The sequence below is a fragment of the Agreia sp. Leaf283 genome (assembly GCF_001422485.1).
Classification (GTDB): domain Bacteria; phylum Actinomycetota; class Actinomycetes; order Actinomycetales; family Microbacteriaceae; genus Agreia.
On sequence record NZ_LMNF01000002.1, the window covers coordinates 200,335 to 222,764 of the forward strand.

Annotated in this window: 19 protein-coding genes and 1 tRNA gene; 4 read left to right on the forward strand and 16 right to left on the reverse strand. The window is 66.9% G+C overall.

What is annotated here, in order from left to right; translation table 11 throughout:
* Nucleotides 1–39: 39 nt before the first annotated feature.
* From uvrC to uvrB, 4 genes are all read right to left on the reverse strand, one after another.
* Nucleotides 40–1,941, reverse strand: coding sequence for an excinuclease ABC subunit UvrC (uvrC, locus tag ASF51_RS09885; protein WP_055928703.1), 1,902 nt, complete (start codon nt 1,939–1,941; stop codon nt 40–42).
* Between the two features lie 2 nt (nt 1,942–1,943).
* On the reverse strand, nt 1,944–4,811 hold the full coding sequence (gene uvrA, locus ASF51_RS09890; protein ID WP_055928706.1) for an excinuclease ABC subunit UvrA: 2,868 nt from the start codon (nt 4,809–4,811) through the stop codon (nt 1,944–1,946).
* Nucleotides 4,812–4,884: 73 nt separating this feature from the next.
* The gene (locus ASF51_RS09895; protein ID WP_055928709.1) at nt 4,885–5,388 is read right to left on the reverse strand and encodes a PaaI family thioesterase; all 504 of its coding nucleotides are present in this window, start codon (nt 5,386–5,388) and stop codon (nt 4,885–4,887) included.
* Nucleotides 5,385–7,454, reverse strand: a complete 2,070-nt coding sequence (gene uvrB, locus ASF51_RS09900; protein WP_055928712.1) for an excinuclease ABC subunit UvrB — start codon at nt 7,452–7,454, stop codon at nt 5,385–5,387. The genes ASF51_RS09895 and uvrB overlap by 4 nt, the downstream gene beginning before the upstream one ends.
* A gap of 80 nt (nt 7,455–7,534) precedes the next feature.
* Between uvrB and ASF51_RS09905 the strand changes: the two genes are divergently transcribed.
* On the forward strand, nt 7,535–8,563 hold the full coding sequence (locus ASF51_RS09905; protein WP_055928715.1) for a 6-phosphofructokinase: 1,029 nt from the start codon (nt 7,535–7,537) through the stop codon (nt 8,561–8,563).
* Between the two features lie 47 nt (nt 8,564–8,610).
* On the opposite strand, the gene coaE is transcribed toward ASF51_RS09905, so the two are convergent.
* The 6 genes from coaE to polA form a co-directional block, all read right to left on the reverse strand.
* Nucleotides 8,611–9,234, reverse strand: coding sequence for a dephospho-CoA kinase (gene coaE, locus ASF51_RS09910; protein WP_055928718.1), 624 nt, complete (start codon nt 9,232–9,234; stop codon nt 8,611–8,613).
* Nucleotides 9,235–9,323: 89 nt separating this feature from the next.
* Entirely contained in the window at nt 9,324–10,778 is a 1,455-nt protein-coding gene (gene rpsA / locus ASF51_RS09915) for a 30S ribosomal protein S1 (protein WP_055928721.1), read from the reverse strand.
* A 129-nt stretch (nt 10,779–10,907) separates the two neighbouring features.
* A complete protein-coding gene (locus tag ASF51_RS09920; RefSeq protein WP_055928724.1) occupies nt 10,908–11,816 on the reverse strand; it encodes a thioredoxin domain-containing protein in 909 nt (302 codons plus the stop codon).
* Complete coding sequence (locus tag ASF51_RS09925) at nt 11,813–13,495, reverse strand: DUF885 domain-containing protein (protein WP_055928727.1); 1,683 nt, start codon at nt 13,493–13,495, stop codon at nt 11,813–11,815. Before ASF51_RS09925 ends, ASF51_RS09920 begins: the two co-directional genes overlap by 4 nt.
* A 25-nt stretch (nt 13,496–13,520) precedes the next feature.
* Nucleotides 13,521–14,048, reverse strand: coding sequence for a hypothetical protein (locus ASF51_RS09930; protein WP_055928729.1), 528 nt, complete (start codon nt 14,046–14,048; stop codon nt 13,521–13,523).
* A gap of 118 nt (nt 14,049–14,166) precedes the next feature.
* Nucleotides 14,167–16,857, reverse strand: coding sequence for a DNA polymerase I (gene polA / locus ASF51_RS09935; protein ID WP_055928732.1), 2,691 nt, complete (start codon nt 16,855–16,857; stop codon nt 14,167–14,169).
* Between the two features lie 57 nt (nt 16,858–16,914).
* Here polA and ASF51_RS09940 point away from each other — a divergent pair, with 57 nt between their 5' ends.
* On the forward strand, nt 16,915–17,331 hold the full coding sequence (locus ASF51_RS09940; protein WP_055928735.1) for a PaaI family thioesterase: 417 nt from the start codon (nt 16,915–16,917) through the stop codon (nt 17,329–17,331).
* 37 nt (nt 17,332–17,368) lie between these two features.
* Here the strand turns inward: ASF51_RS09940 and ASF51_RS09945 are convergent, their stop codons facing one another.
* A complete protein-coding gene (locus ASF51_RS09945; protein ID WP_200926120.1) occupies nt 17,369–17,620 on the reverse strand; it encodes a hypothetical protein in 252 nt (83 codons plus the stop codon).
* A 242-nt stretch (nt 17,621–17,862) separates the two neighbouring features.
* Nucleotides 17,863–18,468: an ANTAR domain-containing response regulator gene (locus tag ASF51_RS09950; protein WP_055928741.1), complete on the reverse strand. Its 606-nt coding sequence runs from the start codon at nt 18,466–18,468 to the stop codon at nt 17,863–17,865.
* Between the two features lie 40 nt (nt 18,469–18,508).
* Here ASF51_RS09950 and ASF51_RS09955 point away from each other — a divergent pair.
* Both ASF51_RS09955 and ASF51_RS09960 read left to right on the forward strand, forming a co-directional pair.
* Nucleotides 18,509–18,594 (forward strand) — tRNA-Leu (locus ASF51_RS09955).
* A 52-nt stretch (nt 18,595–18,646) separates the two neighbouring features.
* Complete coding sequence (locus ASF51_RS09960; protein ID WP_055928744.1) at nt 18,647–18,769, forward strand: ribosomal protein bL36; 123 nt, start codon at nt 18,647–18,649, stop codon at nt 18,767–18,769.
* 76 nt (nt 18,770–18,845) lie between these two features.
* Here ASF51_RS09960 and ASF51_RS09965 read toward each other — a convergent pair whose 3' ends face one another.
* From ASF51_RS09965 to pyk, 4 genes are all read right to left on the reverse strand, one after another.
* Nucleotides 18,846–19,580, reverse strand: a complete 735-nt coding sequence (locus tag ASF51_RS09965; protein ID WP_157412100.1) for a hypothetical protein — start codon at nt 19,578–19,580, stop codon at nt 18,846–18,848.
* Nucleotides 19,581–19,590: 10 nt separating this feature from the next.
* On the reverse strand, nt 19,591–20,484 hold the full coding sequence (locus ASF51_RS09970; protein WP_055928750.1) for an FHA domain-containing protein: 894 nt from the start codon (nt 20,482–20,484) through the stop codon (nt 19,591–19,593).
* 5 nt (nt 20,485–20,489) lie between these two features.
* On the reverse strand, nt 20,490–20,777 hold the full coding sequence (locus ASF51_RS09975) for a hypothetical protein (protein ID WP_235497208.1): 288 nt from the start codon (nt 20,775–20,777) through the stop codon (nt 20,490–20,492).
* 152 nt (nt 20,778–20,929) lie between these two features.
* Nucleotides 20,930–22,375, reverse strand: coding sequence for a pyruvate kinase (gene pyk / locus ASF51_RS09980; protein ID WP_055928753.1), 1,446 nt, complete (start codon nt 22,373–22,375; stop codon nt 20,930–20,932).
* Between the last annotated feature and the right edge of the window lie 55 nt (nt 22,376–22,430).

Consider the following 22,430-nt stretch of genomic DNA (forward strand, 5'->3'; position numbering starts at 1 on the left):
TCGCCTTCGTGAGGAGTGCCGTCGGGGTGAACGTCCAGCCTACCGGCGAGGTTCGGATGCTGGTGCCGGTCCGTCTGGATGAAGGTGCGCGAAGACGGTCTCTGCCAGGGCCGGACCGACGCCGCGAACGGCCGCGATCGCATCCGGTTTCGCCTGTCGCAGCTGCGACACCGACCCGAAATGCGTGAGCAGGCCCTTGACGCGTGTCGGGCCGAGGCCGGGGATCTCGCCCAGGACGGAGGCGATATCGCGCTTGCGCCGGGAGCGCTGGTGGATGATCGCGAAGCGGTGGGCCTCGTCGCGCAGGCGCTGCAGCATGAAGAGCGCCTCGCTGCCCCGGGGAAGGATCACGGGGAAGTCGCTGTCGGGCAGCCAGATCTCTTCGAGTCGCTTCGCGAGTCCGCAGAGGAAGATGCCCTCGACGCCGGATTCGCGGAGTGCTCTGGCCGCGGCCTGCACCTGGGGCTGCCCGCCGTCGACGACGAGCAGGTTCGGCGGGTACGAGAACTTCTTCGACGCCGAGTCGGACTCGCTGCGCTCCGTGCCCTCGCGCAGGTACGCGAGGCGCCGCGTGACGACCTGGTGGATCGAGTCGGTGTCGTCGGTGGACTCGGCGATGGTGAATCGGCGGTACTGGTCTTTGCGGGGAAGCCCGTCTTCGAAGACGACCATGGATGCGACGATGTTGGTGCCGCCGAGGTGCGAGACGTCGAAGCACTCCATGCGCAGGGGCGCGTCGGGCATGCCGAGCGCGTCCTGGATGTCGGTCATGGCCTGGCTGCGGGCGACGAAGTCGGCGCTGCGCCTCGTCTTGTAGAGCTGCAGAGCGTTCATGGCGTTGACCCGGGCGGTCTGCATCAGCGCCGCCTTCTCGCCGCGCTGGGCGGTGCGCAGGCTGACCTTGCCCTTCTCCCTGCGGCTGCCGAGCCAGGTTTCGAGCTCGGCCCTGTCTTCGGGCAGCTCGGGCACGATGATCTCGCGTGGGGGCACCGTGCTGCCGTCGTAGGCGGCCTGCAGGATGGAGTCGACGAGCTCGGCCGTGGTCAGATCGAGCTCCTTGTCGACGACCCAGGCCCGCACACCGCGGATGCGCCCTCCCCTGACGATGAACTGCTGCACCGCCGCGGCGAGCTCGTCGTGCTCCACGCCGAACAGGTCGGTGTCGACGTTGTCGCTCAGCACGACGGCGCTCTTCTCGAGCACGGCGTCGAGCGCCTGCAGCTGGTCGCGGTAGGTCGCCGCCGCCTCGTACTGCTGCTCGGCTGCCGCCTCTTTCATCTTGCGGGTGACCTCGGTGACGAAGCGGTTGTCTCCCCCGGCCATGAAGGCCACGAAGTCGTCGACGATCGCCCGGTGCTCTTCGACGGTGACCTTGTGCGAGCACGGACCGCCGCAGCGGCCGATCTGCCCGGGAAAGCACGGACGCCCTGTCTGCATCGCCTTCTTGTAGCTCGAATCGGAGCAGGTGCGGATGGGGAAGGCCTTGACCATGAGCTCGATGGTCTCGCGCACCGCCCAGATCTTCGGGTACGGACCGAAGTAGCGGGCGCCCGGGATGCGGGTGTTGCGGGTGACGATGACTCGGGGCGCCTCGTCGGCGAGAGTGATGGCCATGAACGGGTAGGTCTTGTCGTCGCGGAACTTGACGTTGAAGGGCGGATCGAACTCCTTGATCCACGTGTACTCGAGCTGCAGTGCCTCGACATCGCTGCCCACGACGGTCCACTCGACCGAGGCCGCCGTCGTCACCATGCGCCGCGTGCGCTCGTGCAGGCTGCGCAGGGGCGCGAAATAGTTGCTCAGCCGGGCGCGCAGGTTCTGCGCCTTGCCCACGTAGAGCACCCGCCCGGTTGCATCACGGAACCGGTAGACCCCGGGCTGCGTCGGGATCTCCCCCGCCTTCGGGCGGTACGGGACCGTGTCTGGAGAGGTTCGTGCCATGACTACTTCGCCTCGAGAATCTCCTTGAGGAAGAAGCCGGTGTGGCTCTTCTTCACCTTCGCCAGCTGCTCGGGGGTTCCCGTGGCCAGGATGCGGCCACCACCGGCGCCGCCCTCGGGGCCGATGTCGATGAGCCAGTCCGCACTCTTGATGACGTCGAGGTTGTGCTCGATGACGATGACGGTGTTGCCCTTGTCGACCAGGCTGCCCAGCACGAGGAGGAGCTTTCGCACGTCTTCGAAGTGCAGGCCCGTGGTCGGCTCGTCGAGCACGTAGACCGTGCGGCCGTTCGAGCGCTTCTGCAGCTCGGTGGCGAGCTTGACCCGCTGCGCCTCGCCGCCCGAGAGCGTGGTGGCGCTCTGGCCGAGTCGCACGTAGCCGAGACCGACGTCGACGAGCGTCTTCAGGAAGCGGTGGATGGCGCCGATCGGCTCGAAGAACTCGGCTGCCTCGGCGATGGGCATGTCGAGCACCTCGGAGATGCTCTTGCCCTTGTAGTGCACGCTCAGGGTGTCGCGGTTGTACCGCGCTCCCCCGCACACCTCGCACTTGACGTAGACGTCGGGCAGGAAGTTCATCTCGATCTTGATGGTTCCGTCGCCGGAGCACGCCTCGCAGCGGCCCCCCTTGACGTTGAAGCTGAAGCGACCGGCGAGGTATCCCCTGGCCTTCGCCTCTGCCGTGTCGGCGAAGAGATTGCGGATGCGATCGAAGACACCCGTGTAGGTCGCCGGGTTCGACCGGGGCGTGCGACCGATGGGGTTCTGGTCGACGTGCACGACCTTGTCGAGGTTCTCGAGCCCGGTGACCCGCTTGTGCTTGCCGGGGATCTTGCGTGCCCCGTTGAGCTTGTTCGCGAGCACCCGGTAGAGGATGTCGTTGACGAGCGACGATTTTCCGGATCCGGAGACGCCGGTGACCGCGACGAAGGTGCCGAGCGGGAAGTCGACCGTGACCTTGCGCAGGTTGTTGGCCTCGGCGTCGACCACCGTGATCATGCGCTCGGGATCGATCGGGCGGCGGGTGGCCGGAACCTCGATCTCTTTTCTGCCGGACAGGTAGTCGCCGGTGAGCGACTCGGTGTTCGCGAGCAGCTCGGCGTAGGAGCCGGAGTGCACGACCTTTCCGCCGTTGACACCCGCTCCCGGTCCGATGTCGACGATCCAGTCGGCCGTGCGGATCGTGTCTTCGTCGTGCTCCACGACGATCAGCGTGTTTCCGAGGTCGCGCAGCTTGACGAGCGTCTCGATGAGGCGGCGGTTGTCTCGCTGGTGCAGTCCGATCGACGGCTCGTCGAGCACGTAGAGCACGCCGGTGAGACCCGAGCCGATCTGGGTGGCGAGCCGGATGCGCTGGGCCTCGCCGCCGGAGAGCGACGCGGCGGCCCGGGCCAGGTTCAGATAGTTGAGGCCCACCTGGATGAGGAAGTCGAGACGCAGGCGGATCTCGCGCAGCACCTGGGCGGCGATCGCCGCCTCTCTGTCGGTGAGCACGACGTCGTGCATGAACGTCTGGGCGTCTGTGAGAGAGATGTCGGTGACGTCGGCGATGCTGCGGCCGTTGACCGTGACCGCGAGAACTTCGGGCTTCAGGCGCTTGCCGTTGCAGACGGGGCACGGGATCTCGCGGAGGAACTCCGACCAGCGCGCGCGCTGCGTGTCGGTCTCGGCCTGGAGGAACTGCCGTTCGATGTAGGGCACGACGCCCTCGAAGCCGGACGAGTAGCTCACCTCGCGGCCGTAGCGGTTCTTCCAGCGGACCTTGACCTCGAAGTTGTTGCCGCGGAGCACGGCGTTCTGCACCTCGTCGCTCAGCTTGCCCCAGGGGGTCTTGAGCGAGAAGTCGAGGTCGCGGGACAGTCCGTGCAGCAGCTTCTCGTAGTAGCTGAAGAGGCCCTTTCCCTGGGTCGTCCACGGCACGATGACGCCCTCGGCGATGCTGAGGTCGGGATCTCCCAGCAGCAGGTCGGAGTCGACCGACATGCGCGTGCCGAGGCCGGAGCACTCCGGGCACGCTCCGAACGGGGCGTTGAACGAGAAGGTGCGCGGCTCGATCTCGGTGAGGGCGATGGGGTGGTTGTTCGGGCACGAGAGCTTCTCGGAGAACGTCTGCCAGGCGTCCGGACCCTCGGAGTCGACGTAGTTGATCTGCACGAGCCCGTCGGTGAGGCGCAGCGCGGTCTCGAGGGAGTCGGTGAGACGACTGAGGATGTCGGGGCCCGCCACGAGGCGGTCGACGACGACCGAGATGTCGTGCTTGATCTGCTTCTTGAGCTTGGGCGGATCGTTGAGCTGCACGACCTCGCCGTCGACGAGCGCGCGCGAGTAGCCGCCCGCGGCGAGCTCTTTGAAGAGGTCGACGAACTCGCCCTTCTTCTGCGAGACGACGGGGCTGGCGACCTGGTAGCGGATGCCGTCCTCCAGCTCCATGAGCTGGTCGGCGATCTGCTGCACGGTCTGCGACTTGATCTCTTCTCCGCAGATCGGGCAGTGCGGAACGCCGATGCGCGCCCAGAGCAGGCGCATGTAGTCGTAGATCTCGGTGATCGTGCCCACCGTCGACCGCGGGTTGCGGTTGGTCGACTTCTGGTCGATCGACACCGCGGGGCTGAGACCCTCGATGAAGTCGACGTCGGGTCGATCGACCTGACCGAGGAACTGGCGTGCGTAGGCCGACAGCGATTCGACGTAGCGGCGCTGGCCCTCGGCGAAGATCGTGTCGAAGGCGAGAGACGACTTGCCCGACCCCGAGAGGCCTGTGAAGACGACGAGCGAATCCCTCGGGATCTCGAGGTTCACGTCTTGAAGATTGTGGACACGGGCGCCGTGGACGCTGAGGACGTTGGAGGAATCTACCTTCGAAACTGACACCCGGAAAGTCTATGTGCGGCCACCGACACTGCGTCCCCGTTCCGCTGACGGCGTGCAGAGTCGAGCGACTGTGCTAGACCTCGAACACGAGCAGCGTGCTCGACGCGGTGGCCACGGTGCGCCCCTCGGAATCGGTCACCACGCCCTCGGCGAAGGCGACGCGGCTGCCCGGCTTGGTGACCGTGCCCGTCACGGTGAGCACTCCAGAAACGGTGTTGAGTGCGCGGAGGTAGTTGACCTTGATCTCGAGCGAGGTGTAGCCCTGCCCGGCTCGCAGCGTGGAGTGGACCGCGCACCCGAGAGCGGAATCTAGCGCGGTGCACATGAAGCCTCCGTGAACGGCGCCGATGGGGTTGTAGACCGACTCGTCGGGCGTGCAGGTGAAGACGGCTGTGCCGCGGCTCGCAGACACGAGCTCGAGATTCATCAGAACCGCGATCGGCGGGGGCGGGATGCGGCCAGCGATCATGGCGTTCAGATATTCGAGGCCGCCGAGCGTCTTCGCCTCGGCGGCTCCGACGAGCGGATCCTCCCACTCGACGACCCGCCGGCGCAGCGGAGCCGGATCGGCGCTCACGAGAGGTGCCCGGCGGCGGACATCTGACGGAGCTCTTTCTTGAGGTCGCCGAGCTCGTCGCGAAGGCGAGCGGCGAGCTCGAACTTCAGCTCGCCCGCGGCCTGGAGCATCTGCTCGTTGAGGTCGGCGATGATGGCCTCGAGCTGGTTCGCACCCTCAGCGGCGATACCCTCGCGACGCAGGTTGGGGGTGGGCGACTTCTTCTTGGAGTTGTCGCGACCGGCCAGCAGCTGAGCTGTGTCGGCGCCCTCGCGTGCGAGCACCTCGGTGATGTCGGCGATGCGTTTGCGCAGCGGGGTCGGGTCGATGCCGTGCTCGGTGTTGTAGGCCACCTGGAGTTCGCGTCGACGAGTGGTCTCGCTGATGGCGAAGGCCATCGAGTCGGTGACCTTGTCGGCGTACATGATGACCTGGCCCGACACGTTGCGCGCCGCTCGACCGATGGTCTGGATGAGGGAGGTCGACGAGCGCAGGAACCCCTCTTTGTCGGCGTCGAGGATGGCGACGAGCGACACCTCGGGCAGGTCGAGGCCCTCGCGCAGCAGGTTGATGCCGACGAGGACGTCGTAGAGGCCCGCCCGGAGCTCGGTGAGCAGTTCGACCCGGCGGAGCGTGTCGACGTCGGCGTGCAGGTAGCGCACCCTGACCCCGTGCTCGCCGAGGAAGTCGGTGAGCTCCTCGGCCATCTTCTTGGTCAGCGTCGTGACGAGCACGCGCTCGTCTCGACCGGCGCGGAGACGGATCTCTTCGAGCAGATCGTCGATCTGGCCCGTGGAGGTCTTGATGACAATCTCCGGGTCGATCAGGCCAGTAGGCCGGATGATCTGCTCGACCACGCCATCGGCGATGCCCAGCTCGTACTTGCCCGGGGTCGCCGAGAGGTACACCGTCTGGCCGACGCGCTCTTTGAACTCGGGCCACTTGAGCGGGCGGTTGTCGAGGGCGCTCGGCAGCCGGAAGCCGTGGTCGACCAGCGTGCGCTTGCGCGACGAGTCTCCCTCGTACATGGCGCCGATCTGGGGCACCGTCACGTGGGATTCGTCGATGACGACCAGGAAGTCGTCGGGGAAGTAGTCGATGAGGCAGTGCGGTGCCGCGCCGGGAGGCCGCACGTCCATGTGCCAGGAGTAGTTTTCGATGCCCGAGCAGAATCCGATCTGCTGCATCATCTCGAGGTCGAACGTCGTGCGCATGCGCAGGCGCTGCGCCTCGAGCAGCTTGCCCTCTTTCTCGAGCTGGCCGACCCGCAGCTCGAGCTCGTCTTGGATCGTGCCGATGGCGCGCTGCATGACGTCGGTGTCGGTCACGTAGTGGGAACCCGGGAAGACCGACACCGCGTCGAGCTTGCGCACGATGTCGCCGGTGAGCGGGTGCAGGCTGTAGAGGGCCTCGATCTCGTCTCCGAACATCTCGATGCGGATGGCGAGCTCTTCGTACTGCGGGATGATCTCGATCGTGTCTCCGCGCACGCGGAAGTTGCCCCGGGAGAAGTCGATGTCGTTGCGGTTGTACTGCATCGAGACGAACTTGCGGATGAGCCAGTCCCTGTCGATGCGCTGGCCGACCTGCAGGGCGATCATCGCGTTCATGTACTGCTCGGGGGTGCCGAGGCCGTAGATGCACGAGACCGTCGAGACGACGACGACATCGCGGCGGCTGAGAAGCGAGTTCGTGGTCGAGTGACGAAGCCGCTCGACCTCGGAGTTGATCGAGCTGTCCTTCTCGATGAAGGTGTCTGTCTGGGGAACGTAGGCCTCGGGCTGGTAGTAGTCGTAGTACGACACGAAGTACTCGACCGCGTTGTTGGGCATGAGCTCGCGGAACTCGTTCGCGAGCTGGGCGGCGAGGGTCTTGTTGTGCGCCAGCACGAGGGTGGGACGCTGAACAGCCTCGATGAGCCAGGCCGTCGTCGCCGACTTGCCCGTTCCCGTTGCTCCGAGAAGCACCACGTCGGTTTCGCCCGCGTTGATTCGGGCCGTCAGCTCGGCGATCGCGGTGGGCTGGTCGCCGCTCGGGGTGTATTCACTGACGACTTCGAAGGGGTGGACGGAGCGGGTGGGTTCCATGCAATAAGTTTAGGTCGGGGTAGTGACACTGGTCCCTGCCTGGCAGTGGAAACGGATTTCTTTCGAACAGGAGCGGCGCCATGCGCATCGGCATTCTCACCTCGGGCGGCGACTGTCCCGGACTCAACGCGGTCATCCGCGGGGCGGTTCTCAAAGGCACCGAGATCAACGGCCAGGAGTTCGTCGGCTTCCGCGACGGATGGCGCGGTGTCGTCAACGCCGACATCATGGAGCTCACCCGCCACAACATCCGCGGCATCGCCAAGCAGGGCGGCACGATCCTCGGCACCTCGCGCACCAACCCGTTCGAGGGCGAGAACGGCGGCCCCGAGAACATCGCCGCCAACATGGAACGCCTCGGAATCGACGCGATCATGGCCATCGGCGGAGAGGGCACCCTCGCGGCGGCCAAACGCCTCACCGACGCCGGCCTGAAGATCGTCGGTGTTCCGAAGACGGTCGACAACGACCTCGACGCCACGGACTACACCTTCGGCTTCGACACGGCCGTGCAGATCGCCACCGACGCGATGGACCGCCTGCGCACGACCGGCGAGTCGCACAGCCGCTGCATGGTGGCCGAGGTCATGGGCCGTCACGTCGGCTGGATCGCCCTGCACTCCGGTATGGCCTCCGGGGCCCACGCCATCCTCATCCCCGAGCAGAAGACGTCTGTCGAGCAGATGTGCGAGTGGGTGCAGAGCGCCTACGACCGCGGTCGCGCTCCCCTGGTCGTCGTGGCCGAGGGCTTTATGCCCGACAGCATGGACGACCCGCACTCCGAGCGGGGTCTGGATGCCTTCGGCCGGCCGCGTCTCGGAGGAATCGGTGAGCGCATCGCTCCTCTGATCGAGTCGATCACCGGAATCGAGACCCGCGCGACGACCCTGGGGCACATCCAGCGCGGAGGCGTGCCGAGCGCGTACGACCGCGTGCTGGCCACACGACTCGGCATGGCGGCGAGCGACATCATCGGCGACGGGGCCTGGGGCCAGATGGTCGCCCTCAAGGGCACCGAGATCGTCACGGTCGGCTTCGCCGAGGCGCTGGGCAAGCTCAAGACGGTGCCGCAGCACCGCTACGACGAGGCCGCGCTGCTCTTCGGCTAACCGCGAGGCCCTTCGACAGGCTCAGGGAACGGAATGAAGGGGCCCTGTCACGAGACGCGGGCCCTGTCCTGGGCTCGTGCCTCGAGGTCGGTCCACAGCTCGTCGACCTGAGCGAGGGTGTGCTCGAGCGACCCCGACGTGTCGATGACCACGTCGGCGACCGCGCGCCTCTCCTCGTCGCTGGCCTGCGCGGAGATGCGTCGTTCGGCTTCGGCGCGAGGCATGCCGCGGTGTGTGAGAAGACGCTCGATCCGCACTTCGACCGGCGCCTCGCACACGACGATCAGGTCGAACTGCAGTTCCCTTCGGGCCTCGATGAGAAGGGGAACGTCGTAGACGACGACGGCGGCCGGATCCGCTGCCTCGGCTGCGGCGATCAGCTCTGCCGTGCGTGCATGCACCCGCGGGTGGATGATGGCCTCGAGCCGGCCCCGGGCATCCGGATCGGCGAAGACGATCGCCCCCAGCGCGGCGCGGTCGAGCGAACCGTCGCCCGCGAGCACCCCGGCGCCGAACTCGGCCGCGACGGCCTCGAGCCCCGAGGTGGAGGGCTCGACGACCTCGCGGGAGATGGCATCCGCGTCGACGTGCACCGCGCCGTGGTCGACGAGCCGACGGGCCACAGTGGATTTTCCTGATGCGATTCCGCCGGTGAGGCCCACGATGAACATGGCTCCATGGTATCGGCGGCGCCCGGTGGCCCGGTGATGCGTTAACGACGGAACGGCCGCCCCGAAGGACGGCCGTTCCATGGTGCAACTTAGGAGTTGCTGCTCGACAGCTTCTCGCGAAGCGCGGCGAGGGTCTCGTCGTCGGCGAGGGTGCCGGCTCCGGTCGACTCGCTCGAGAAGGAGGAACCGGCGCTGGCGCCGTCGCCCGAGGCGACCTCGGCGTTGCTCGTGGCAACCTGCTTCTTGTGGGCCTCCCAGCGAGCCTGGGCTGCAGCGTAGTCCTGCTCCCACTTCTCGCGCTGGGTCTCGAAGCCCTCGCGCCACTCGTTGGTCTCCGGGTCGAAGCCCTCGGGGAACTTGTAGTTGCCCTGGTCGTCGTACTCGGTGAGCATTCCGTAGAGTGCCGGGTCGAACTCGGTGCCCTCGGGGTCGACACCCTCGTTGGCCTGCTTGAGGCTCAGCGAGATGCGGCGACGCTCGAGGTCGATGTCGATGACCTTGACGAAGACCTCGTCGCCGACCGACACGACCTGCTCAGCGAGCTCGACGTGCTTGCCGGAGAGCTCGGAGATGTGAACCAGGCCCTCGATGCCCTCTGCGACGCGGACGAACGCGCCGAAGGGAACGAGCTTCGTGACCTTGCCCGGTGCAACCTGTCCGATTGCGTGGGTGCGGGCGAAGACCTGCCACGGGTCTTCCTGCGTCGCCTTGAGCGACAGGGAGACACGCTCGCGGTCGAGGTCGACCTCGAGGATCTCGACGGTGACCTCCTGGCCGACCTCGACGACCTCGGAGGCGTGCTCGATGTGCTTCCAGCTGAGTTCGGAGACGTGAACCAGTCCGTCGACTCCACCCAGGTCGACGAACGCACCGAAGTTGACGATCGACGAGACGACGCCCTTGCGGACCTGGCCCTTCTGGAGGTTGTTGAGGAACGTGGTGCGGCTCTCGGACTGCGTCTGCTCGAGCAGGGCGCGGCGCGACAGAACGACGTTGTTGCGGTTCTTGTCGAGCTCGAGGATCTTCGCCTCGATCTCCTGGCCCAGGTAGGGCGTGAGGTCGCGCACGCGGCGAAGCTCGATGAGCGACGCGGGCAGGAAGCCTCGGAGTCCGATGTCGACGATGAGTCCGCCCTTGACGACCTCGATGACGCTACCGGTGACAACACCGTCGGCGTCCTTGATCTTCTCGACGTCTCCCCACGCACGCTCGTACTGAGCACGCTTCTTGGAGAGGATCAGGCGGCCTTCCTTGTCTTCTTTCTGAAGAACGAGGGCCTCGACCAGGTCACCGACCTTGACGACCTCTGTGGGGTCGACGTCGTGCTTGATGGAAAGTTCGCGCGAGGGGATGACACCCTCGGTCTTGTACCCGACGTCGAGGAGGACCTCGTCGCGGTCGATCTTCACGACGGTGCCCTCGATGAGGTCTCCGTCGTTGAAGAACTTCAGTGTCTTTTCGACCGCGGCGAGAAAGTCTTCTGCCGAGCCAATGTCGTTGATGGCGACCTGCTTGGCTACTCTGTCGGTCGTTGCGATTGTCATAAAAGTAAATGCTCCAGGATGGACATATATCAGGCCGACGGCAGACGAGTTCGAGGTTTCGAGCACGACAGCTCCACCGACGGCGAGCGGATGGGATGGCACAAAACGTGCCAAGTCATTCTAGCCCCGTCAGCTGCCCGCGGGCAACACGAAGTCGGCGAACTCCTCGGCGTCGGTGAGTGAGCCCGTGTACTGCTCGCCATCCACGATCACGGTCGGCGTTCCCGAGACTTTCTCCAGGTCGGAACCGGGCAGAGGGCCGGTGAGGGCGCGATCGGTGGCTTCGGTCACCCAATCGGAGAAGCCCTCGGATTCGATGCAGTCGGACACGTCGGAGTCATCGAGCGCACCCGCCTCGTCTGCGAGGTCGACCAGGTCTGCATTGCTCAGTCCTTCGGTGTTCTCGGCGGGCTGGTTGGCGAAGAGGAGGGCGCTGAACGCCTCGAAGCTCTGCGGAGCCGAGTCGGCGACGCAGGCGGCCGCATTGGCGGCCCTGGTCGAGTACCTCGTGTCGAGCGATGCGCGGTCGAGGATGGAGATCGGATGGACCTCGAGCACCACGTCGCCCGACGCGACCCAGTCGGAGAGCTGCTCGGCGTTCGTGGCCTCGAACTGGCCGCAGAACGGGCACAGGTAGTCGACGTAGGTGACGACGCGCACGGCATCCGCTCCCCCGGAACCCACAATGATGCCGTCGCCATCAGCGCCGGCGGGTGCACCCGAGGTCGACTGCTGGCCGGATCCGCCGGAACGGCCCGGCGACGATTGCTGGAGCGACGAGAACACGCTCGTCAGGATGACCACGGCGGCGACGACCACCGCGACGACGACGAGCACAGAGCCCCCGAGCACCCATGGCCAGACCGGACGCCGCCGGGTCGGCGCCGATTGCGGCGAGGGCGCGGCCGGATGCGTGGGCGCGGCCGGATCGGCGCCGGGAACGTCACGCAGGTGCTCGCTCCACGACTGGCCGTCCCACCACCGCTCGCGCGATGAATTCTCGTCGGGGTACCATCCTGCCGGCGGCGTGTTCGTCATCGGGTGGCTCCGTCTCTGAGGAGGAACTGCTGGAGGGTGTCGAGGCCGACCCCGCCCAGATCGAGGGCGCGGCGGTGGAACTCCTTGGCGTCGTAGGAATCGCCCTGCTGGGCCCGGTACCGGTCGCGGAGGGTCTCCCAGATTCTCTGCCCCACTTTGTACGACGGCGCCTGTCCGGGCCAGCCGAGATACCGGTTCACCTCGAAGCGGACGAAGGCGTCGTCCATGTTCACGTTGGCGCGCATGAATTCGAGCGCGTACTCCGCGTCCCAGACTCCCCCGCCGTCGGGGCGCTGCTTGCCCAGGTGCACGCCGATGTCGAGCACTACCCGTGCGGCGCGCATGCGCTGGCCGTCGAGCATGCCCAGCCTGTCTGCCGGGTCGTCGAGGTAGCCCAGCTCCTGCATCAGGCGCTCGGCGTACAGGGCCCAGCCCTCCGCGTGCCCGGACGACCCCGCCAGCTGACGTCGCCACGTGTTGAGCACCGCCCGGTTGTAGACGGCCTGGCCGATCTGCAGGTGGTGGCCGGGAACGCCCTCGTGGTAGACCGTCGTGAGTTCGCGCCAGGTGTCGAAGGTGGTGACGCCCGCGGGAACGGACCACCACATGCGGCCGGGCCGCGAGAAGTCGTCGGTCGGACCGGTGTAGTAGATGCCGCCCTCGTCGGTCGGCGCGATCATGCATTCGAGCGTGCGGATCTCGTCGGGGATGTCGAAGTGGCTTCGAGACAGTTCGTCGACGGCGCGATCGCTCGTCTCCTGCATCCAGCGCTGGAGCGCGTCGGTTCCGTGGAGCTTTCGCGCGTCGTCGGCGTCGAGGTGGGCGATGGCCTCGTGCACGGTGGCGCCGGGCAGGATCTCGTCGGCGATCGACTCCTGTTCGCGGGTCATACGCTCGAGTTCGGCCAGGCCCCACTCGTAGGTCTCGTCGAGATCGATCGCCGCGCCGAGGAATTGTCGCGACCGCAGCGCGTAGATCTCGCGCCCCACGGCATCCACCGGCGTGGCCGCCGGCAGCAGCTCGTTCTCGAGGAAGTCCGCGAATCGGGCGTAGCCCGCCGCGGCGACGGAGGCCGCCTCCGTCAGCGATTCCGTGGCCGAGCCCGCGGGCGCGCCGGCGGCCAGTGCGATGAAGAAACCCTCGGGCGACGCGTGCTTGCGCGCCTGCGCCAGCACCTCGGTCACCTGCCGGCGGGCGGGCACGATGCTGCGCTCGATGCCCAGCCGCAGCATCTCGACGTAGCCGGCGAGGGCATCCGGAACCGCGCGGAGCCGCGTCTCGATGACCCGCCAGTCTTCCGCCGTGTCGGTCGGCATCAGGTCGAAGGCCTCCCGGATGTCCTGCGACGGCGAGGCGATGACATTGAGGTCTCGCAGGTGCAGACCCGCCTCGGCACTCTCGATGGCCAGGCGCAGCGAGCTTCCCAGATCGAGCTGCGTCACCCGGTCGACGTCGTCGACGGGCTCCGCCTCGTCAAGCCGGGCCAGGGTGCTTCGCACTTCGCTGAGGTAGAGGTCGTGGCCCGCAGGAGAGAGATCGCCGAACCGGGAGTTCGCCTCCACGCGACCGATGTAGGTGCCCACGGTGGGCTCGAGGCGCACGAGCGTGTCGACCCACTGCTCGGCGATCGCGTCGATGGCGGTGGGAGTTCGTAAGGGGGGCGTGGCTGAACCGGTCATGAATTCAGCCTAACGACCTCCCCCGTCACGGCGTCGCCGGCGCAGGCGTCGGGGCGGCCTCGCGGATCGAGCGTCGCCTGTCCGGCGAGAGCCGACGGTGACCCTCGGCGAGCACCGTGGCGCCCTGGAACGCCTCGATCGAGTGCTGTGCCGCCTCGATGCTGGCGGCGTGGGCGCCGTACCAGCGCCCGCAGGTGATGAGGGGCGACCCGTTGCCGTCGAGCGCGAACCAGCCGTGCGTGCCGGCGTTCGGACCGTGCACCGACCTGATCTCGAATTCCGAGGCGGCGAGGCGCGCGTCGAAGACCGCGGCGCGGGCGTCGAGGAACGTGCGGTAGAGGACGGCGCTGCGGCCGAGCTCCCGGTTGTTGCTGGCCAGGAGGCGCCAGACGCAGACGGGTCCCGATCGGGGCTCGTCCAGGTCGCCGTGCGTGCGGCCTTCGGGTCGCGGCTCGGCCGAGATCAACTGGTCGCAGAACCGGGACCAGGCCCGGGGCATCGGATCGGCGGCCGACGTGAACGACGAGAATACGATGCTCGCCCCCGCTGTCACCCGTCGAGTCTCGGGCACGGAGGTGTCGTGCGAGCGTCCTAGAGGTGTCCGGAGGGTGTCGGGCACGAGGCCGCTGGGGCCCGGTCGACCAGAGCGCGGCCGACCGGTGCCCTGTCGATCAGTGTGCGGCGTCGTTCCAGTTCGCTCCTCGGCCGATCTGCACCTCGAGCGGCACGCGGAGTTCGGCCGCCGTGCTCATGCGCGTGGTGACGATGCCCGACAGCGTGTCCCACTCGCCGGGGGCGACGTCGAACACGAGCTCGTCGTGCACCTGCAGCAGCATGCGCGAGCCGAGCTGCTGCTCTTTCAGGTCGCGGGCGATGCCGATCATGGCGATCTTGATGATGTCGGCGGCCGTTCCCTGGATGGGGGCGTTGAGGGCCGCGCGCTCGTCGTTGTCTCGCAGGACCCTGTTGGCGCTGTTGAGGTTCGCGAAGGGGCGGCGGCGCCCGAAGATCGTCTCGGTGTAGCCGTCTTCCTTCGCCTGCAGCACGACGTTGCGCAGGAAGTCGCGCACGGCGCCGAAGCGTTCGAAGTAGTCGGACATGAGCTTCTTCGCCTCGCTGGACTCGATGCGCAGCTGCTTGGACAGGCCGAACGCGCTCAGGCCGTAGGCGAGTCCGTACGACATGGCCTTGACCTTCGTGCGCATCGCGGGCGTGACGTCTGCCGGCTCGACGCCGAACACGTGGGCTCCGACGAAGCGGTGCAGGTCTTCGCCCTCCGTGAAGGCCGTGATCAGCCCCTCGTCGCCCGACAGGTGGGCCATGATACGCATCTCGATCTGCGAGTAGTCGGCGGTGAGCAGGGTCTCGAACCCCTCGCCCACCTGAAAAGCGTGCCGGATGCGACGGCCCTCTTCGGCGCGCACGGGAATGTTCTGCAGGTTGGGGTCTGTCGACGAGATGCGACCCGTGCTCGACCCCGTCTGCACGTAACGCGTGTGCACGCGCCCGTCGGGGGCGATGGCCTTGTCGACCGTCTCGATGATCTGGCGGAGCTTCGTGGCGTCGCGGTGCTGCAGCAGGAGGCCGAGGAACGGGTGCGGACTCGATGCCTGCAGGTCGGCGAGTGCCCCCGCGTCGGTGGAATACCCGGTCTTGGTGGCGCGCGTCTTCGGCATCGACAGGCGGTCGAAGAGCACCTCTTGGATCTGCTTCGGCGATCCGAGGTTGATCTCGCCGCCGATGATCTCGTAGGCGTCGGTGGCGAGGTTCGTGGCCGTGGCTGCCAGCTCGCTCGACAGCTCGGTCAGCTCGTCGTGACTCACCGTGATTCCGAAGAGTTCCATGTCGACGAGGGCCATGAGCGTGGGGATCTCGATGTCGCCGAGCACCCTCATGGTGCGCTCGTCGAGCAACGCCTGCTGGGCGGCGGCGACGCGAGCGATGTACCACGCCTCGGTCGCAGGGCCCACGTCGGAGTCGTCGGCGGGGACGAGCTGGTTGGGATCGGGCGTGGGCAGCACCTCGGCCAGGGTGCGGTCGACGAGTTCGGCGAGCGAGCGATCGGCCGACGAGTCGGGGCGCACGAGCCAGGCGGCGATGGTGGTGTCGAATCGCAACCCGGAGACGGCGAGGTCGGCGCGGCGAAGGGCCTTGATCTGCTCCTTCGCCCCATGCATGATCTTGGGCGAATCGCTCGCGAGCCACGCTTCGAGGGCCGTGTAGTCGGGGCTGCCCGCCCTCCACGGCGCGAACAGGCTCTCGGTCTGGCTCGCGACCCCGATGCCGACGGGCACTCCGCCCTGCGTCTCGATCGACAGGGCCAGCCCGTCTGGACTGCTCTTCGCCGCCCTCGACAACCACAGTTCCAATTCCTCGTCGAGGAGCGCCACGGGCGTCGGCGCCGTGATCGTCGCGGGAACGGATGCGGGACCCTCCCCGCCCGGGCCGGCCGAGGCATCCGGTGTCGCGCCCTGGCCGTCGAGCTTGAGAACCCGATCGAGAAGCGTGCGGAACTCGAGTCGGCCGAAGATGTCTCGGAGCGCCTGCTCGTCGATCGGCTTGCGCTCGAGATCGGCAGGGCCGACGGGCAGGTCGACGTCGGTCAGCAGGTGGTTGAGCTTTCGGTTGCGCACCGCGTTCTCGTACTGTTCGCGGAGCTTGTCGCCCACGACGCCCTTGATCTCGTCGCGTCGTTCGATGACCGCGTCGAGGCTGCCGTAGAGGTTGATCCACTTGGCCGCCGTCTTGGGGCCGACCTTGTCGACGCCGATCAGGTTGTCGCTGGTCTCTCCGACGAGCGCGGCGATCTCGGGGTACTGGTGCGGCTGCACGCCGTACTTCTCGAAGACCTTCTCGGCGTCGTAGCGGGTGAGCTGGGAGACGCCCATGGCCGACGGGTAGAGCAGCGTGACGTCGGGTCGGATCAGTTGGATGCTGTCACGGTCTCCCGACACGACGAAGACGCGGAAGCCCTGCTCTTCGCCCTGGCGGGCGAGCGTGGCGAGGATGTCGTCGGCTTCGTAGTCTTCTTTGGACACCGTGGTGATGTTCATGGCGTGCAGCGCCTCTTCGAGAAGAGGGATCTGGCCCTTGAACTCGGGAGGGGTCTCGCCTCGGGTGCCCTTGTATTCGGGGTATTCGCGGGTGCGGAACGAATGCCGGGAGATGTCGAACGCCACCGCGATGTGGGTGGGCTTCTCGGCCTTCAGCAGGTTGATGAGCATGGCGATGAAGCCATGGATCGCGTTCGTGTGCTGCCCGTCGCGAGTCTGAAAACTGTCGACGGGCAGGGCGTAGAACGCCCTGAACGCGAGCGAATGGCCGTCGATGACGAGGAGGGTAGGCTTTTCTGAATCCGACACGTCCCCAGCCTACAAGCCGCCTCCGACGGCGGTCGGCTCACACATTCGAAGGCGACCATGACTGACAACCCGGTGGATGCGCTCGGCTGGATCCGCGAACGTGGGGCGGGCGAGCTCGCCGACAAGATGGGCATCGAGTTCGTCGAGTTCTCGCTCGAACGGGCGGTCGCGACGATGCCCGTCGAGGGCAACAGGCAGCCGGCCCAGCTGCTGCACGGCGGCGCCTACGTGGTGCTCGGTGAATCGCTCGGATCGATGTCGGCGAACCTGCACGCGGGCCCCGACCGTCTCGCGGTCGGCATCGAGATCAATGCGTCTCACACGCGATCGGCTCGCTCGGGCATCGTTACCGCGGTCTGCACGCCCATCCACCTGGGGCGCACGCTCACGACGCACGAGATCGCGATCGACGACGATCAGGGCCGCCGCTGCTCGACGATCCGCATCACGAACATGATCATCGACAAGCACTGAATCGACAAGCACCGAATCGACGAGCGCTGAGGCCTGATCAGGCCGAGGTCATCACCCGGTAGAACTGCACGATGCTGTCGGCGTCGCCGTTGCGGAACGCCTTGAACACCTTGCCGACGGGGTTGCTGAGGTTGTCGGGTGGCAGGGAGACCAGCAGCGGGAAGCTGGCGTAGGCCTCCAGTGCGGTTCCCGCGCTGCCCGTCCACGATCCGTGCGCCTGGCGCACCATGACTTCGCCGACGTAGCAGCCGAACCCGAAGAGGGTCTCGGCGAATCGATCCTCTGTCACTCCCTGCGCGCGGAAGCCGGCGATCAGCGCGTCGACCTGCTCGAGGCTCGCGACCGAATAGTCGAGTTCGACGCCGCTGACCCTGCGCGCGACGGCGACGATGTCATCGCTGAACAGCGCCGCGTTCTCGGGGAGCGCCTCATGCTTGAGCTTGAGCGTGGCACGCCGGACCGGTCGCTCGGACTGGGTGGGCTTCGCGGGGCCCCGGCGGAACGCGGAACCGGTGGACGACAGGGCCGGCTCTACTTCTTGGCGCTGAGCTGCTCGATGATCGCCAGGGCGACATCGTGCATGGTCAGTCGGCGGTCCATCGACGCCTTCTGGATCCAGCGGAAGGCCTCGGGCTCGGTGAGGCCCATCTTCTCGTTGAGGAGGCCCTTGGCCCGATCGACGAGCTTGCGGGTCTCGAAGCGCTCGACCAGGTCGGCGACCTCGGCCTCGAGGGTGATGATCTGGGCGTAGCGCGAGAGGGCGATCTCGATCGCGGGAAGCAGGTCGTTCGGGGTGAACGGCTTGACGACGTAGGCCAGCGCGCCGGCCTCGGTCGCGCGCTCGACCAGTTCTTTCTGGCTGAACGCGGTCAGCAGCACGACGGGGGCGATGTGGCCCTTGCTGAGGCGCTCTGCCGCGGAGATGCCGTCGAGCTGGGGCATCTTGACGTCCATGATCACCAGGTCGGGACGGAGCTCTGTGGCCAGGGCGACGGCGGTCTCGCCGTCTCCGGCCTCGCCGACGACCTCGAAACCGTTGTCACGGAGGATCTCGACGATATCGAGACGGATCAGCGATTCGTCTTCTGCAACGACAACGCGACGGGGCGCGACGGGGGTGGTTTCTTGGTCTGACACCCTGCAAGCCTACGGTATTCTGATGCCAGCACGTGAACGAGCCGGTGTGGCGGAATGGCAGACGCGGCGCACTCAAAATGCGCTGTCCGTGAGGGCTTGTGGGTTCGAGTCCCACCACCGGTACCAGGAATATATTCGCGGCGATCTCGTTGTACTCCTCAAAGGGAAGGAGTTCAGTATGAAGGTACGCAATTCACTGGGTTCGATGAAGAAGATGCAGGGTTCGCAGATTGTTCGACGCAACGGGCGCACGCTCGTGATCAACAAGCTCAACCCCAGGTTCAAGTCGCGGCAGGGCTAAGAAACCCACGCATATGAGCTGAGCATTTCCAGCCCATCAGAGAATGGCCCAGGCGAATCGCCTGGGTCATTCCTCGTTAAGCGTCGCGTCGCGAGAACTGTTCGGCTCGGAGACGGAATTCTGTCTCGAGCTCGGTGGCGAGAACACCGGACGAGTCCAACGTCACTTCGAACTCGCTGTAGCCGAGCCGGAGTGTGAGCACTGATTCAGGCATATCGGCATGGCGTGCGGACAGGACCCATTCGTCATCGAGTCTCTGAAGGCTCTGGTCCTCGAAGCCCTCATGAGTGAGGGCGACGCCCACGATTCGCGCCGCCATGTCCCTGTCTTCGACACTCGTGAGGCCCGACGTCGTGCGCCACGTGGCAGAGCGTGCGGTCTGCAACATGCTCGCCCCGCCCCACGCGTTGTCCTGCACCTCCAGCGACTCCGTGTCGATGTTCGCCCACCAGTGCACACGGAACTCGGCCTCGAGCGCCCGTCGCACCCGGGCCAGCACCCTGTCGTTGCGATCGAGGACGTCGTCGAGACGGAGGCCGTCGAGGACCGATTGATCATCCCCCGCGTGGATGCCGGGGTAGTCGCTCCAGTCGAGTTCGTTTCCGCCGCCCGGCTCGAGAACGGTGCGGACGAGCCGACGCACGGCCTCGGTCAGACGCCTCTGAATCGATCGACGCCGAATGACCGGGGGCCGATCCGGCGCATCGGCGGAGGGGGCGGGCTCGCGCGTGCCGTAGACAGGAGAGATGTGAGCGGCAGGCAGGCCATCGGGCGTGCCGTAGACGGGAATCGACTCGTCGTCCACGCGCACCGCCCGTCTGCTACTGCTCCATTCCCCCACGACGCGGTGCGCCCGGCCGGGGCGGCTGCGGCTTCTGCCGCGAGAGCTCCCCGCCCATCCTGCCACCGAAGGGGCGACCGTGATCGGCGAACTCGGCCCGGAAGTAGCCGAGCCGCCAGTCTCCGAGTTCCAGTCGTGCACCCGTGCGGAGCACCCGGTCGGTCGCTCGCCTCGGCGAGTCGCGGTCGAGGAGGGGCACCGCCCCGCCGTCGTCCGTCTGCGAAACGAGGCGGAACGCGTACTCGTCGGCATCCGTGTGTGTGATGGTCGCGTGCACGGGATCGAGCCCGTCTAGCTGCAGATCGGCGTCGGGACCCGACCCGATGACCGTCACGCCGTCGAGGAGATCGAATTCGCGCGGGGGCGAGCCGTCCCAGTTCTCGGAGCCGATCACGAAGATCAGCCGGGGGCGACCCGATCCCGGTGCAGCGTGCGTCGTGGTCGGTCGGAACCTGGAGTGGCGGTCGAACGTGGGCAGCAGCGGCAGCAGCGTGGACGGCGGGAAGCCGACCCGCGTCGGGGAATCGGACGACGCCCTCTTCTTCAGCATCGAGGAGATGGCGCCCACTCTGCCCAGGCGGATGTGCGGCGAGCCCGAGGCGACTCGCTGCGCGACGGACGTCTTCACGGCGCCCAGCTCCCCCACCATGCCGGACGGCCCGGAGAGGCGCACCGTGATGCCGCGGCTCGCCAGGCCGCGGGCGAGCTCGCGGACGCGACCCAGCGAGGCCCGTGTGCGATCGATGAAGGCCTCGGGATGGGAGAGGACGACCTCGATCGTGGAGCCGGACGCACGAACCGACCCGTCGATGTCCTCGTCGACGCCTTCGAGGACGAAGGTCATGTCGATGTCGAAACGGATGGCGGCCGTCATGGCCGTCAGGACCGCAGGGTGTCTGAGCCGGCGGCCGTGTCGTCGCTGGTGGTGACGCGGAGCGTGCCGTTGAGCTTCCAGGTCGCGCGCGGCGCGTCCGGGCCGATGTCTCGGGGAACCTCGACGACCATGTCGACGAAGCTGTAGTTGACTGCCGCGCCGCGGCCGGTCAGGTACGACCACATCTCCCGTCCGAGATCCGTCCAGTCGCCGATGGTTCGCGCATCCGGGCCGGTCGAGGCCGGTGACTGCGCTGTCGTTCCGTTGATCTCGCCGTTCGTCGTGTCTGTCATGTGCTGACACTATTCCGCGGAATGAGCGGGCGACAGAGCGGACGCCGCCCATTGTCAACGCTGCCGCCGAGGTGTACAAGCGGTTCCTGACGACGCGAAAACGCCCCCTCGCGAGTGTCGCGAGGGGGCGCTTCGAGTTCTCGAGAGTGGTGCTAGTTCTCGATGACCTCGGGCTTCGACGGGTTGTGGGCCGAGCCGACGACATGGATGCGCATGTCGTTCGTCGTGCCCGACTTTCCGGGAGGGGATCCGCAGATCACCACGACCTTGTCGCCTGCTTCTGCCAACTCATTGCTGAGGAGCACCTCGTCGACCTGCACCATGAGCTGGTCGGTGTGCTTGACGCGCTCGGTGAGGTACGACTCGACACCCCAGGTGAGGGCCATGCGGTTGCGGATACCCTCTTCGGGCGTCAGTCCGATCATGGGGATCTTCGAGCGGAGTCGCGACATGCGACGAACCGAGTCGCCCGATTCGGTGAAGACGACCACGAACTTCGCCTCGACGAAGTTCGCCACCTCCTCGGCCGCGAGGGTCACGGCGCCGCCCTGCGTGCGCGGCTTCGTGCCGAGCGCGGGAATGCGGTCGAGTCCGTGCACCTCGGTGGACTCGACGATGCGAGCCATGGTCTGCACCGTGATCACCGGGTACTCGCCGACACTCGTCTCACCGCTCAGCATCACGGCGTCGGCACCGTCGAGCACGGCATTGGCGACGTCGGAGGTCTCGGCGCGGGTCGGGATCGGACTGGAGATCATGGACTCGAGCATCTGCGTTGCGACGATGACCGGCTTGGCCATGCGGCGGGAGAGCTCGATCGCGCGCTTCTGCACGATCGGTACGGCCTCGAGGGGAAGCTCGACGCCCAGGTCGCCACGGGCCACCATGATGCTGTCGAACGCGTCGATGATCTCTTCGAGGTTGTCGACGGCCTGGGGCTTCTCGATCTTCGCCACGACGGGAACGCGACGGTTCTCCTCCGCCATGATCTCGTGGACCCGCTCGACGTCTTTGGCGTCGCGAACGAACGACAGGGCGATGAGGTCTGCACCCAGCTTCAGGCCCCAACGCAGGTCGGCCTCGTCCTTCTCGGAGAGCGCCGGCACGTTGACCGCGACACCGGGGAGGTTGATGCCCTTGTTGTTCGAGACGTTGCCGGCGACGATCACCTTCGTGGTCACGGTGCGGTCGTCGGACTCGATGACCTCGACCTTGACCTTGCCGTCGTCGATCAGAAGGAAGTCGCCGGGCTTCACGTCCTGGGGCAGGCCCTTGAACGTCGTTCCCGACAGCTCCTTCGTTCCGAGCACATCGTCGATGGTGATCGTGAAGATGTCACCCTCGCTGAGGTAGTACGGGCCGCCCTCGAACTTGCCGAGGCGGATCTTCGGGCCCTGCAGGTCGACCAGCACCGCGACGGCGCGACCCGAATCTGCGGCGGCCTTGCGCACGGTGGCGTAGATGCCCTCGTGCACGTCGTACGTTCCGTGGCTCAGGTTCATGCGGCAGACGTCGACACCGGCGTCGATGATCGCCCGGATGTCGTCGTAGGTGGACGTTGCCGGACCGAGTGTGGCGACGATTTTTGCGCGTCTCATCGTGTTGTGGTACTCCGTGTTCTCTGCGCCCGAGGAGGGCGCAATAGGGATCAGT

Coding starts and splice junctions, on each gene's coding strand:
- ASF51_RS09940 (WP_055928735.1), top strand. CDS start 16,915: ATGACTGACAACCCGGTGGATGCGCTCGGCTGGATCCGCGAACGTGGG.
- ASF51_RS09905 (WP_055928715.1), top strand. CDS start 7,535: ATGCGCATCGGCATTCTCACCTCGGGCGGCGACTGTCCCGGACTCAAC.
- ASF51_RS09970 (WP_055928750.1), bottom strand. CDS start 20,484: ATGACGGCCGCCATCCGTTTCGACATCGACATGACCTTCGTCCTCGAA.
- ASF51_RS09975 (WP_235497208.1), bottom strand. CDS start 20,777: ATGACAGACACGACGAACGGCGAGATCAACGGAACGACAGCGCAGTCA.
- ASF51_RS09920 (WP_055928724.1), bottom strand. CDS start 11,816: ATGACGAACACGCCGCCGGCAGGATGGTACCCCGACGAGAATTCATCG.
- coaE (WP_055928718.1), bottom strand. CDS start 9,234: ATGTTCATCGTGGGCCTCACCGGCGGAATCGCATCAGGAAAATCCACT.
- ASF51_RS09925 (WP_055928727.1), bottom strand. CDS start 13,495: ATGACCGGTTCAGCCACGCCCCCCTTACGAACTCCCACCGCCATCGAC.
- ASF51_RS09960 (WP_055928744.1), top strand. CDS start 18,647: ATGAAGGTACGCAATTCACTGGGTTCGATGAAGAAGATGCAGGGTTCG.
- uvrB (WP_055928712.1), bottom strand. CDS start 7,454: ATGGAACCCACCCGCTCCGTCCACCCCTTCGAAGTCGTCAGTGAATAC.
- rpsA (WP_055928721.1), bottom strand. CDS start 10,778: ATGACAATCGCAACGACCGACAGAGTAGCCAAGCAGGTCGCCATCAAC.
- pyk (WP_055928753.1), bottom strand. CDS start 22,375: ATGAGACGCGCAAAAATCGTCGCCACACTCGGTCCGGCAACGTCCACC.
- uvrC (WP_055928703.1), bottom strand. CDS start 1,941: ATGGCACGAACCTCTCCAGACACGGTCCCGTACCGCCCGAAGGCGGGG.